The 13,530-nt window shown below is 33.5% G+C and carries 8 protein-coding genes; 7 read left to right on the plus strand and 1 reads right to left on the minus strand.

Translation table 11 applies throughout. The features are described from left to right. Nucleotides 1-10: 10 nt before the first annotated feature. Nucleotides 11-820 carry a MerR family transcriptional regulator gene (locus tag C5Q98_RS01835; protein ID WP_158695674.1) on the minus strand — a complete coding sequence of 270 codons (810 nt, stop codon included), beginning with the start codon at nucleotides 818-820 and terminating at the stop codon, nucleotides 11-13. An 86-nt stretch (nucleotides 821-906) separates the two neighbouring features. Between C5Q98_RS01835 and C5Q98_RS01840 the strand changes: the two genes are divergently transcribed. The 7 genes from C5Q98_RS01840 to C5Q98_RS01870 all read left to right on the plus strand — a co-directional run bounded on the left by C5Q98_RS01840 (nucleotide 907) and on the right by C5Q98_RS01870 (nucleotide 13,510). Next, entirely contained in the window at nucleotides 907-2,241 is a 1,335-nt protein-coding gene (locus C5Q98_RS01840) for an MATE family efflux transporter (RefSeq protein ID WP_106012034.1), read from the plus strand. Between the two features lie 71 nt (nucleotides 2,242-2,312). Next, nucleotides 2,313-3,707, plus strand: coding sequence for an ROK family protein (locus C5Q98_RS01845; RefSeq protein WP_106012035.1), 1,395 nt, complete (start codon nucleotides 2,313-2,315; stop codon nucleotides 3,705-3,707). 237 nt (nucleotides 3,708-3,944) lie between these two features. Beyond that, nucleotides 3,945-7,814 carry an EndoS/ChiA family endoglycosidase gene (locus C5Q98_RS01850; RefSeq protein WP_106012036.1) on the plus strand — a complete coding sequence of 1,290 codons (3,870 nt, stop codon included), beginning with the start codon at nucleotides 3,945-3,947 and terminating at the stop codon, nucleotides 7,812-7,814. Nucleotides 7,815-7,971: 157 nt separating this feature from the next. Further along, nucleotides 7,972-9,039, plus strand: coding sequence for a phenylalanine--tRNA ligase subunit alpha (pheS, locus tag C5Q98_RS01855; protein WP_106012037.1), 1,068 nt, complete (start codon nucleotides 7,972-7,974; stop codon nucleotides 9,037-9,039). A gap of 18 nt (nucleotides 9,040-9,057) precedes the next feature. Then, nucleotides 9,058-11,475, plus strand: a complete 2,418-nt coding sequence (gene pheT / locus C5Q98_RS01860; RefSeq protein ID WP_106012038.1) for a phenylalanine--tRNA ligase subunit beta — start codon at nucleotides 9,058-9,060, stop codon at nucleotides 11,473-11,475. A 232-nt stretch (nucleotides 11,476-11,707) separates the two neighbouring features. Beyond that, nucleotides 11,708-12,709, plus strand: a complete 1,002-nt coding sequence (locus C5Q98_RS01865; RefSeq protein WP_106013057.1) for an asparaginase — start codon at nucleotides 11,708-11,710, stop codon at nucleotides 12,707-12,709. Nucleotides 12,710-12,832: 123 nt separating this feature from the next. After that, nucleotides 12,833-13,510 (plus strand): ABC transporter ATP-binding protein, encoded by a 678-nt coding sequence (locus C5Q98_RS01870; RefSeq protein ID WP_106012039.1) that lies wholly within the window; start codon nucleotides 12,833-12,835, stop codon nucleotides 13,508-13,510. The last annotated feature ends 20 nt before the right edge of the window (nucleotides 13,511-13,530 follow it).

Consider the following 13,530-nt stretch of genomic DNA (forward strand, 5'->3'; position numbering starts at 1 on the left):
GTTACTGATTTTACTCATTGAGAATAGCAATTTGGATCTCAGTAAGGTATTCATCCGGTCTGGAAGTTTGATTTCTGTCTATAAGATAACGCTCTATAACTTCAGAGCTCAATTCTAGATTATTTGATTTTGCAAAAGCTAAGATTTTACTATATGCTGTGTCGATATTTTCGTAAGGACCTCTATGACGAAAAATTAAGTATTTGCCCGCATCTATAGTTGTATCATATTTTTCCATATTGTCGTCAACAATAAGAAAACCTCTACGATACTCATTATATTTTCCACTTAAAACTTTTTCTATGGGTAAAATCATACCGAAATCTCTATTGAAGAAATAGATAATATCATCGAACCTCTGACTCAAGCTAGAGAAGGCTAAATCAATTTCATTATCATTTGTGAATTCATAATCTAGATAAATTATTTTCCTGTTTTGTAAGACTTCAATCTGGACTTCATTGTAAGTTGTATTATTTGTAGCGTCATTTAGTAAATTTAAACGATTTGTGAGTTCAATTTTCTGGTATTCAAGATGTTTAATTTTATCCTCAAGATAATCAAGCTCTAACTCCAAAATTTCTTTTTCGTTTTGCACGGACCTATCATTTAAGAAAACTTTAATGTCTTTTAGTTCTACACCCAAGGATTTCATAGTGTTGATTACATTAAGTTTCCAGATGTCAAAAATTGAATACATTCTGTAACCGTTACTCTCTCTCTTAGGAATAAGTAATTCTTCTTTTTCATAAAACCTAAGTGTATCGGTAGATATCTTGAATAATTTGGCTAGTTCACCTATCTTATAATTTTTCTGCATCATCCTAAAAACACCTCTTGACCTTGGACCTACTCCAAGCTTTACAATAATTTTATCATTATGTGTAAAAATAGGAAAAAACAAAAATGAAAGAAAATTTATTGAAAAAATACTTAAAATTTCTAATACCAACAATTGCAACTATGACCTTGTTTTCTAGCTATACAATGGTCGATGGTATTTTCGTTGGCCAAGGAGTGGGCGAGAAGGGTTTATCAGCTGTAAATTTAGCCATGCCATATGTAGCCTTGAGTTTTGCTATTGCTATACTTGTATCTGTGGGCTCCCTGAATATTATCAGTTATTACCTGGGACGCGGAGACAAGAAAAAAGCTAATGAGTATTTTACTATGACTGTTGTTGCAGCTTTATTTATTGGAGTTGTTATTTCACTTGCCTCATATTTGTTTATTGATAGTTTAATTGAATTCTTAGGTGCTGAAGCAGAGGTAGCCTCATTATTAAAATCCTACATAAGTATAATTATAGGGTTTATCCCATTTTATATAATAAGCTATGTGTTTGAAGTTATGATCAAAGCAGACGGATTTCCACAATTGTCTACTGTTTTTATGCTGGGGTCAGCTTTTACAAATATTGTTTTAGATTATGTATTTATATTTAAGATGGATATGGGGATTTCTGGTGCAGCTATTGCTACAGGCTTAGCTCAAGTTCTACCAACAATAGCCTATTTAATTCACTTCTTATCTAAAAAATCTAGATTGAAATTTAGTAGATTTGAATTGGATTTTTCAATGTTTAGAAAAATTCTTTCTTATGGATTCCCTGCGAGTTTAGCAGAATTCTCTACAGGATTTACTATTCTATTATTTAACAACAAGATAGGCGATTTATATGGATTGCATGGATTGGGAAGTTTCTCTGTTATTGCTTATATTTTGACTTTTGTGGTTAATACAATGTTAGCAATTAATCAAGCAAGTCAACCATTACTTGCATATCATTATGGAGCGAAACAATATTCAAATATTAGTAGATTAAGAAATTATATGATGATAACAGTAGGATTCTTTTCTATAATATTTTTCGGCTTAATTCAGCTTGCTCCGGGGTTCTTTATTAATGTATTTATTTCTGACTATACTCAAGAATTTTTTGATTTTTCAACAAAAGTTTTAAGGATTTTTTCATTAAGTTTCCTTGTTTTGGGATTTAACGTTTGTATAGGTGGATATATGACAGCGGTTCATAAGCCTAAATATGATATGTATATTAACTTATTAAGAGGTTACATTTTGATCGCTTTATTCCTTCTTGTTATACCAACAATCTTTGGGGCTGCTGGTGTTTGGTATGTTTTGTTAATATCTGATTTAGTTTGTTTAATCGTTTCTTTGTACTTGTTAAGAATAGAGGTGAAAGAATTAAATTTACAAGCTAAAGGAGTTCAAGTTTAGCTTCAAAAGTTTAGAAATTTGATATCTTTTAATGTATAGTAATTAAGGTAGAACTTTTGGGAGGTATTTAAATGAATTTACACGGAATTGAATTCGATTACAAATTCAAGGCACCATTAGAGCCAGAGTTTATTCCAATGAAGGTTTGGAATGATGCTTATTTGTCTGGCGCAAAAGAAAATTTCTCAGTAGCAATTGAGAGAAATGATGGATTGGTAGAAGTTGAGAATACATTCATTTATGGTGATGCAGAGCATTTTGATGCAGATGTAATGTACATTAATAGGTTAGTTAAGCAACTAATTTGGGCTAGAGGTGGTTATAAGATCTATCTAGCAGGTAATGAAAAAATCGCTAATAAAATAAAAGAACAATATAACAAAAATGGCGAAAGAGCATTTGACGTTGACTATATGCAAAGAGTATATGGCGAAAAATTTGAAGTTATTATTAAAGCCTTTGATGATATGCCAAAAGCTCATTTTGTACCAGTAGAGTCAAGCAATGAATTGCACGGTTGTCGTATTGGTTTCGATGCTGGAGGTTCAGATAGAAAAGTATCAGCAGTTATTGATGGTGAAACAATTTACTCAGAGGAAGTAATCTGGTTCCCTAAGTTAGAATCAGACCCTCAATATCACTATGATGGTATTGTAGAATCACTAAGAACAGCAGCTTCTAAAATGCCAAGAGTAGATGGTATCGGTATTTCATCTGCAGGTATTTACATCAATGATAGAACCAAAGTAGCTTCTTTATTCTTACAAGTACCAGAAGAAATCTATGCAGATACTGTCGAAGATATTTATATAAGAGCATGTGAAGAAGTCGCCCCTGGTAAGCCATTTATGGTAGCTAATGATGGTGATGTTTCAGCTTTGGCAGGTGCTATGAGTCTAGAGGAAGGTAAAGTTCTAGGAATAGCAATGGGTACAAGTGAAGCAGTTGGATATGTAGATGCAGACATGAATTTAACTGGATATTTAAATGAATTGGCATTTGCTCCAGCAGACTATCAACCAGCAGAAACAGCTGAGGTAGATGAATGGTCCGGTGACTATGGTATGGGATGTAAATATTTCTCACAAGATGCTGCTATTAGATTGGCAGAGAGAGCTGGATTAGATGTTGATCCTTCATTATCATTGGCAGAAAAACTCAAAGTTATTCAAGCATATATGAATGATGGTAATGAAGCTGCCAAAGATGTATTCACAAGTATTGGTGTCTATCTAGGTTACACCTTAGCATACTATTCAGACTTCTATGACATCGAAGATGTTATCTTAATGGGAAGAGTTGTGTCAGGTAAAGGTGGAGATAGAATTCTTGAAGTTTGCCAAGAAGTAATTAAAGCTGAATATCCTGAATTAGCAGAAAAAATGGATATTATGTTACCAAGTGAGAAATTAAGAAGAGTTGGTCAAAGTGTTGCTGCAGCAAGCTTGCCAATTATTCCAAAATAAATTTAGATTTAAGTAATTAATTTTTTAGAACCTGCCTCTATGGCAGGTTCTTTTTTGCATAAATGTCTTCTATTAATTGGCGGTATAATATTTATCTTTAGGATAATGGCACAAGTATAAAAATACTTATTGTTTTATTTTGTGCACTATGGTATAAATGTTTCTAATTATTTTAACTTTGTGTAGAAATATAGCTTTCTACTAAAGTTAGAACAATAAAAGAAAGAGGGTATTTGAATGAGGAAAAAGATTTTTATGAGGCTCATAACCTCTGTATTCGTGTGTGCTTTTGTTTTATCAGCAGCACTATTTAATTTTAATGTTGCAGTTAGCGCTATGGATAATTCGAGTGCAGAGAGTATGACTAATGTAAAAGGCTTACAGTTGCCTATCAATGGTGGTTACTATAGATCCTGGCATGACAAAGCTCATGATCCAAGTAGACCAAATTCGATGTTAGATGTTCCTAAAGAAGTTAATTTAGTCTTTGTTTTCCCAGGTGGTGAGGAAACTCCAGAGTTTTGGCGTGCGCTGAAAGAAGATTATGTTCCTGCAATGAATGCTAAAGGACAAAAGGTTGTCCGAACAATAAATCTTGGAATGGTGCTAAAGGGAGACAAAACTGGTGATGTTATAAACTATGATTTAGATGCGTCAACTTATGCTAAGCGTGCACAGCAAATATATGATGTATATGTAGCTGAGCATAATGTAGATGGATTAGACATAGACTATGAAAAACATCATACCTTAAGTGCTGATGGTAGAGAGCTTTTGAGCGAAAAAGATATAGATGATGCTACTGGCATTATTAAAGAGTTAAAGAAAATCTTAGACGCAAATAATAAGTTATTTATTCTTGATACGACTATGAAAGCTACTCAGTTGGACAGAATAAACTATGAGAGAGTCAATAAAATATTCCCAAGAATAAGCGATTGTTTTGATTTTGTATTAATGCAATCATATGGACAAAAAGAAGCAGACTTCAATGAGTTCTGGGAAACATATAAGCCATATATTAGACCTGAACAATATTTAGTAGGATTTTCTTGGTATGAAGAAAATTCTCCAAAGGGCAACCAATGGTTTGATGTACCAGGTTTTGGCGAAGAGTTCTTAAACAGTAGAGCAGTACAAGAGCATGTTAAATGGCAACCTGACAATGGTGTCAAAGCTGGTGTATTCTCATATGCTATCGAAAGAGATGGAGTAGCTCACGGAGACAATAATATTGTCAAAAGTGATTTTTCAAATAGTGCTAAGCTCAGAGAATTAATGGAAGAATCTGGGGATTATACTTTACTTACTGAAAAACATATTCCTGATAAAAATTTACTTGAAGAGATTAAGTCAAAGGTAGGTCCATACCTAAGAACATTCAGATTGTATGATAGAGATTTAGAAATCAATAACCCTGAAATTGAAAGTCTCCAAGGTTTGGAATTAATGCAAAATGTAAAAAGCTTAAGCCTAAATGGTTTAAGTAAGGTAAAAGAAATCAATAAAGATTTATTGCCTCATAATATAGCAAATGCAATTCCTGAAGCAAAAAATGAAAAAGTATTTAGCAAACTTAAATTAAGTGGACTTGCTTCTTTAGAAAAACTAGATTTATCAGGATTGAACCTTGAAACTCTAGAGTTCTCTGGAGTTGAAGCATGGACTTCATTATTAGAATTTAATTTAAGCAACAACTTATTAGACTTCTATGAAGGAAGCAAAAATAGAGAGATTTTAGATACATTAATAGAGCATGTTAAGAACAACACTTCCGCTGGAGATGTATCCTTGTTAACATTATTTGATAATCAAAAACCAAGATCTTTCTTTAACTCAGCAATTTTAGAGAAAAATGTTGAAGTAGAAAAAGACTCAGAAGCAAATGATGTGTTTAAATACATTAAATCTCAAGAAACTTCTACTGGTAGAGTAGTAAAAGATGAAAATGAGTTTAATTCTTTCAAGGAAGAAAGCATTAATGGAACTAAATTTGTAGCAAATGATTATACATTTGAAGAATTTAAGTATGATATATCAAATTATAATGCTCGAATAATTACTCATGATAATCAAATCTTCTCAGATACAAGAGATTCCGGTTCTTCAATCATAAACAATGAAGAAGAGGAAACTTATAGAGTAGTATACTTTGATGAGAATAATAAAGTTGCACATGAGCTTAAGTATGTGGTTGGTGCTGAAAAAGAAATCATGATCAACTTAGCTGAAAATGCAAAAGTATTAGGAACTTCTTCAATGATTAGAGATTATAAAGAGCTGGTACCTAACCTATTTGATAATAAATTAAATGGTTTTGGTGATGGTATATTTACCGTAGGTGCTAGAGATATAGAAGAGAGTCCATTCTGGGTTGCATTTGATCTAGGTGATGGTGCCAAAGTTCAAAAACTTGAGATTTGGAATGCTACAAAAGCTGATGCATATATGCTAAAGGATATGAATGCTAAAGCTGGAGAATTGTATGTCTTAAAGGAAACTAATCCAGATACAGCTAATTTATCAAATTCTGAATATCTAGAGAATGACGATAACTGGGAAAAGGTATTTAGCTTCTCTGATTCAAGTCAACTTAAAGAAATTACAAATATCTTTGGTCAAGCCTACGAAAAGAATATTTGGAAACTGAAAGTCACTGAAGTAGCAGGTACAGGATATTATAGATCACTGGCTTTATCTGAAATACGTTTACTAGGACAGCGTGACAACACAGTAGATAAATCAGCGTTAGAAGAATTGATTAAAACTGCAAAGGCTGAGTCAGAAGATATTAAATGGACAGATGAGACAAAATCAGAGTTGTTAGCAGTTGTTAAAGAAGCAGAGATGATTTTCGCTGATGAAGAGGCAAATAAAGGTCAAGTAAGCAACATTCAAGATAAGCTACAAAAAGCTATAGATGCCTTGGTAGAAAAGCCAGAAGCAAACAAAGATAAGTTGAATTATCTAGTGGCCATGTTAGACACTATAGACCTAAATGATAAAACTGAAGAATCTATTGAAAATCTAAAAGCTGTAGAATTAAAAGCTAAAGAAGTATTAAATGAAAAATATGCTTCACAAGAAAAGGTAGATCAAGCAGAAGCAGATTTGCAAAAAGCTATAAACAGTCTAGTTGAAAAGACCGAAACAGATGTAAGTGAAGTAAGTAAAGCAGATTTACAAAAAGCTATAGCAGAAGCTGAAGATGTAAATCTTGAAAATGTTGAAGAAGATGAAAATCTAATTGAATTCAAGAATAAATTAGCTGAAGCTAAGATGTTAAATGAGTTAGAGGGTTTGACCCAAGAACAAGTAGAAAAAGCAACAACAGAACTTAACGAAGCGCTAAAAGGTCTTAAATTTAAAGAGATGACTCCTGATCCAGAGGTACCAGGTGAACAAGAACCTGGAGAGCAAGAGCCTGGTGAAAATCCAGGTCAGGAAGAACCAGAAAACCCAAGTGAAGAACCTGGTGAACAAGAACCAGAGGAACCAAAAGAACCAGAAGTTCCACAGGAACCAGAAGCGCCACAAGATCCAGAGACTGAACAACCAGAGGACAATGAAGCTAATTCAGAGCCCCTAAAATTAGATCCAAACTCACCATTCAAAGATATTAATATCATAAGTGATGAGGGTAAACATACAGGTTACACATTATGGGCAGAAAAACTAGAGTCTTCTGATAAAAAAGAAGTTTTCGAAATTAAACTGCTAGACAAAAATGGAAATTCTGTTCAACCAAAATCTAAGATTAGTCTTGAAATAACAATAGGATTCGATATTGATAAGAACGAGAAGTTAAGTTTGACACATATTAAATCAGATGGCACTAGCGAAAATCTATATGTTAAGATCAATGGTAGACAAGTTGTATTTGAAACAGATGGTTTCTCTAAGTTTATATTTGCAGCAGAGAAACTTGAGTCAGAGAATACTACAGCAAGTTCAAGCATGGCTACAGAAGCAACAAGCAAAGCTAAGTCTGAGTCTAAGTCTACTCCAGCAAAAACTGGTGCTATTACCTACTATATACCTCTAGCTTTAATAGCCTTAAGCTTAGCTAGTGTAATAATTGTAGTACGTAGAAAGCTAGAAGATTAAGAATAACTTAATTTGAAAATAAAAACTAATGGAAGTGCTCCGTAAAAAGGGGCACTTTCTTTTTGTAAAAAAATCAAAAGATTATACAATGTTGGGATATAATATCTAAAAGACAATTTTAATTAATAAAAGTAATCAGGAAAAGAGGGGATAATTGATGTTACAACAAGAACTTGAAACTTTACTGAAAGAAGCAGTTGCAGCAATTAATGAAGCTCAGACTAATTCTAAGTTGCAAGAGCTTAAACAGAAATTTCTTGGCAAAAAAGGAACATTAAGTGTAATTTTAAAATCTATTGGTAAAGCTTCTGCAGAAGAACGTCCTTTACTTGGTAAATTAGGAAATGAAGTTAAGAATAGTATTCAAGCAAGTTTAGATTCTAAGGAAGTTGAGATTTTGGAAAATAGTTCATATATAGATACGGATTTTGACGTATCTCTTCCAGGATCTCAAATACAGGCAGCAAGTTTGCACCCAATCACACAGATGGCATATGACTTAAATGATGCCTTCTTATCTCTGAATTTTGAGTTGTTTTCTGAGGATGATATAACAAGCGAGCAATATGCCTTTGATAACTTGAATTTCCCTAAAGAACACCCAGCTAGAGAGTCAATGGATACTTATTGGCTTAAACCAGGTGCTACTTTAGAAGAATTGAGTACAGAAGATTATGAGAAGGCCAGTAAACGTTTATGCTTAAGACCTCACTTAACTGGAGCTTCAGTGCGTTATTTACAAGCGAATGGTGCTCCTGCAAGATTTGTATATCCTGGACAGGTGTTCAGAAATGAGACCACAGATGCTAGACACGAGAGAGCTTTCTTCCAATATGAAGCTTTAATTGTTGATAAAGACTTCTCCTTTGCCTCAGGTAAATTATTAATTGAAACTATATTAGAAAAAGTATTTGGACATCATGTGCCAGTTAGAATGAGAGCTGGATATTTCCCATTTGTTGAACCAGGATTTGAAATTGATATGCAGTGTCAAGTTTGTGTTGGTAAGGGATGTTCAGTATGTAACCAAGTTGGTTGGTTAGAAGTTATGCCTGGTGGTGTACCTCATCCCAACGTATTACGAGCAGCAGGCCTTGACCCAGAAGAGTGGTCAGGTTTCTACATTAACATCGGTTTGGATAGATTAGTTATGATGAGATACGGTATTGATGATGTTAGATTGTTCCATAGCACTGATTTAAGATTCTTAGAACAATATAAATAGTAAGAGGAGAGGTGAATCATGAAAGTATCATTGAATTGGTTAAAAGATTATGTAGAATTACCAGAAGATTTGAGCATTGAAGACTTAGCCTACGATCTTACTATGCGTACTGTTGAAGTCGAGGATGTTGAGAGTCTTAAGGACAGATTTTCTGGAATTGTTGTAGGTGAGATTCTCAGTATTGAGAAGCACGAAAATGCCGATACCTTATGGGTATGTAAAGTTAATGTTGGTGGAGAAAGAGATCTTCAAATAGTTTGTGGTGGACAAAACTTATTTGTTGGCCAAAAAGTAGCTGTGTCAGTACCTGGAGCTATGGTACGTTGGCATGGTCAAGGTGAAGCTGTAGAGATCAAAAGTACTAAATTAAGAGGTGTCTTGAGTGAAGGTATGATCTGTGGTGCTAATGAGCTCGATTTGGAAGTAATATTCCCAGCTGCTGAACACGATATTATGGATTTATCTGATCTAGAAAAGGCTCAACCTGGTGTAAACATTGCAGATGCAATTGGCCTAGATGATTACATAATTGAAATTGATAATAAATCAATGACTCATAGACCGGATCTCTGGGGACATTATGGTATAGCAAGAGAGTTAGCTGCTATTTATAATACTAAGTTAAAAAAACTAGAAACTTTTGAAGTTACAGATAATTTAGATAATTATCCTGTAGAAATAAGCACCAAAAATTGTAATGCTTATTCAGCTTATGTAATCGACAATGTTAAAGTCGAAAAATCTCCTCTAGATATGAGAATTAGACTTTGGTCAGTAGATGTAAATCCAAAGAATAATTTAGTAGATATAACAAACTATGTAATGTTAACCACTGGTCAACCAACACATGGTTTTGATTACAAACATGTTGAATCAGGAATACTAGTTAGAGATGCTAATTCAGATGAGAAACTTGAACTATTAGATGGCACTATTCTTGATTTGGATCCAGAAGATGTAGTAATTACTGATGGTAAGAAACCTTTAGCTCTAGGTGGAGTTATGGGTGGTAAGCAAGACTCAATATTAGCAGATACAGATAGTATGCTTCTAGAGATTGCATCATTTAGTCCATTGGCAGTTAGAAGAACTTCTAAGAGACATAATGTTAGAACTGATTCTTCTAGTAGATATGAAAAAGATATTGATACAGCAAGAATGGAAGATGCTAAGAATCTTGCCTTTAACTTGTTAAATAAACTCTTACCGGACGCAAAAATTATTGCAAAAGGTCAAGCAAAGCAACATGAGACTGAACGTAATGAGATAACAGTTAAATATGATTATCTCAACGTAAGAATTGGTCGTGAAATTACTAGCCAAGAGATTCATGATAGTCTTGAACCTTTAGGTTTCGAAATTATTAATGAGGATGATAACGAGTTTACGGTCTTAGCACCAGTTTGGAGATCTACTGGTGATATCCAGATGGCCGCTGATATTCTCGAAGAAATAGCTAGAATGATAGGGTACGAGAACTTTAGCTTAATTGCTCCAAGCATCGAACTAGAAGCAGCAATTAACCAAAGGGAAGTTAATTTAAACCATAATCTTCACAAGTATTTTGCGATTCGCTGTGGTTTCCAAGAAGTGTACACTTATCCATGGGTAGACAGTCACTATATTGAAGCAGCAGATATTGATGCGAGCGAGTGGTTAGAGTTACAAGATGCACCAAGTCCTACTCAATCTAAGTTAAGAGGAAGTCTAGTTCCAGGATTGTTAGAAGCTGCGGTCAAGAACTTAAGATATAAATCAGAGTTTAAGATTTTCGAACAAGCACAAGTTTTTGCTAAAGGATATAGGACACCATCTAGTCCAGATGAAGTACTTCCTGAACAAAAGAACTACTTAGGATTATTAGCAGCTGGAGATTCACCAGAGCTATTATTCCGTGATCTTAAAGGTAGTTTAGAATCAATGGCTAGATATAATCATTGTACTGGAATTTCATTCGCTCAAGAAGAGAAACCTAGCTGGGCAGATCCAAAGGTATGGTTAAATATCTTGGATAAAGATGGCGAAGTTATTGGTGACCTAGGAATGATTTCTCCAAAAACTGCGAAAAATAGTGGTGTAAAAAATCACTATGTATTAATTGCAGAATTTGACTTAGATCATATTGAGAGCTTGGATTCTAGAACTAATTCATATGAAAGCTTGAATCAATATCAAGTAGTAACACAAGACTTAAATATTTGGGTAAAAGATGAAGTAAAGTGGTCTGAAATTGCTGAATTGGTAGAACCACTAGTTCAAAAATTAGAGTTCTTAGAGATTTATCGTAGTGCAGAAATGGCAAAAGATGAGAAAAGTATTTTGCTAAGATATGAGCTATCATCCTCAGATCATACTTTAAGTAGTGAAGAGATTGAAGCTAAGAATGCTGAGATTATTAATGTTTTAGCCGAAAATTTAGGAGCTAAGCAAAATTAAAGATTGCTAGCAAAAATTTAAATTTATTAAGGGAGTTAGAGATAGCTCCCTTTTTAGATGTGATGTTTAGATAAAATAAAACCCCGAGTAAAGGAGCTAGTCGGGGCTTTATAATACGTTTTGGAGGACTGTATATCAAAAAACTACACTTAAATAATAATCTAGCAATGTGAAGTTAGTATGAAATAATATAAAATATATTTGTAATAAGGAGGGAGATTTTGCTATGACCATGAAAAAGAAAAAAGTTCTTCTGTTAGCTACAGGAGGAACTATAGCTTCAGTTCAGTCAGACAATGGTCTGAAACCTGGAATTAATCCCAAGGAGCTAATCCAATATATTCCTGAAGTGCTAGAATATGCTGATATAGAATATCATCAGCTTTTAGATTTAGATAGCACTAACATTGGGCCAGAACATTGGCAAATTATAGTTGAATATATAAAAAAAGTTTATGAGAATTATGATGCTTTCGTAATAACTCATGGCACGGATACAATGGCGTATACAGCTGCAGCCTTATCCTATATGATACAAAATTCTAAAAAACCAATTGTTATTACAGGCTCCCAAAAACCTATTAATTTAGACGTAACAGATGCAAAAGCGAATTTAAGGGACAGTATTATTTATGCGGTTGATGATGAGTCAGAGGGTGTAACTATAGTGTTTGCTTCGATGGTAATAGCTGGTACTAGAGCGAAGAAGACAAGATCAAAGAGCTATAATGCTTTTTCTAGTATAAATTTCCCTTATCTAGCTTTGGTTCAGGATAATAAAATAATGCGTTATATCAAGGCAGAAAAGCATGAAGGTGAAGTGGATTTTTATACCAAGCTGGATTCAAACGTTTACCTGCTTAAGTTAACACCAGGTATTAGTCCAGATATACTGAAATATCTTTTTGAGAAGTATGATGGCTTAATTTTTGAAAGTTTTGGTGTAGGTGGTATTCCCGCAAGTATTAACGAGGAATTTATTGAGCTTTGCCAGATATATCCAGATAAACTAATTATCATGGCTACTCAAGTTGCAAAAGAAGGTAGTAACATGAGTATTTATGAGGTCGGTAATAAGATTAAAGCTCAAACAAACTTTCTTGAATCTTACGATATGACACCAGAGGCAGTTTTTGCCAAAACTATGTGGGTTTTAGGTAATAAGAATAATAGCAAAGAAGAACTAGAAAAGAATTTTTATTCTCCTATTAATTACGATACTATTTGGTTCTAGTATAAAAATAATTTTAAATTCATAAAATCTCTTCTCTATAGAAGAGATTTTTTCTTGTCACTTTACTGTAAGTTTGACTTGCTAGAATAAATCTATAAATAACAAGTATAAAGAGGTATTGAGATGGAAATTTTATCAGTTAAAAATTTAAATAAAACATACGGTAAGAATGAGAATGCAGTTAAAGCATGTAATGACATTAGTTTCTCTGTTGAAAAAGGTGAATTCCTAGCAATAGTAGGTGCTTCCGGATCAGGTAAATCTACTTTACTGCACTTATTAGGTGGAGTGGATAGGGCCGATAGTGGAGAAATTATAGTTGATGGTCAGAATATTTCTAATTTATCCAGTGATCAGTTAGCTGTATATAGACGTAGACAAGTTGGTTTGGTATATCAATTCTATAATTTGATTCCAACATTAACGGTAGAAGAAAATATTAGCATATCAAAGAGATTAGATGGTCAAACAGTAGCAAAAGAAGATATGAATGAAATTTTGAAAATTTTAGGTCTATCAGAAAGAAGAAATCACTTACCTAACCAGCTCTCTGGTGGTGAACAACAAAGAACTTCTATAGGTAGAGCTTTAATCAATAGACCAAGCATTCTACTAGCAGATGAGCCAACAGGTAACTTAGATAGTCAAGCAAGTGAAGAGATAGTTAATTTGCTGAAACAATATAACAAGACATATAAGCAAACAATAATTCTCATCACACATAACCTTGAGGTCGCTAATGTTGCCGATAGAATTATTGAAATTGAAGACGGAAAAATAAAGTCCGATTTTAAAAACTAATTATCGAGTTCAAAAAATAT

The organism is Fastidiosipila sanguinis (assembly GCF_002998295.1).
In the GTDB taxonomy this organism is placed as follows: domain Bacteria; phylum Bacillota; class Clostridia; order Saccharofermentanales; family Fastidiosipilaceae; genus Fastidiosipila; species Fastidiosipila sanguinis.

What these genes read in the sequence shown, in the direction of transcription:
- C5Q98_RS01845 (WP_106012035.1), top strand. Translation starts at nt 2,313, where the DNA reads ATGAATTTACACGGAATTGAATTCGATTACAAATTCAAGGCACCATTA.
- C5Q98_RS01840 (WP_106012034.1), top strand. Translation starts at nt 907, where the DNA reads ATGAAAGAAAATTTATTGAAAAAATACTTAAAATTTCTAATACCAACA.
- pheS (WP_106012037.1), top strand. Translation starts at nt 7,972, where the DNA reads ATGTTACAACAAGAACTTGAAACTTTACTGAAAGAAGCAGTTGCAGCA.
- C5Q98_RS01850 (WP_106012036.1), top strand. Translation starts at nt 3,945, where the DNA reads ATGAGGAAAAAGATTTTTATGAGGCTCATAACCTCTGTATTCGTGTGT.
- C5Q98_RS01835 (WP_158695674.1), bottom strand. Translation starts at nt 820, where the DNA reads ATGCAGAAAAATTATAAGATAGGTGAACTAGCCAAATTATTCAAGATA.
- pheT (WP_106012038.1), top strand. Translation starts at nt 9,058, where the DNA reads ATGAAAGTATCATTGAATTGGTTAAAAGATTATGTAGAATTACCAGAA.
- C5Q98_RS01865 (WP_106013057.1), top strand. Translation starts at nt 11,708, where the DNA reads ATGAAAAAGAAAAAAGTTCTTCTGTTAGCTACAGGAGGAACTATAGCT.
- C5Q98_RS01870 (WP_106012039.1), top strand. Translation starts at nt 12,833, where the DNA reads ATGGAAATTTTATCAGTTAAAAATTTAAATAAAACATACGGTAAGAAT.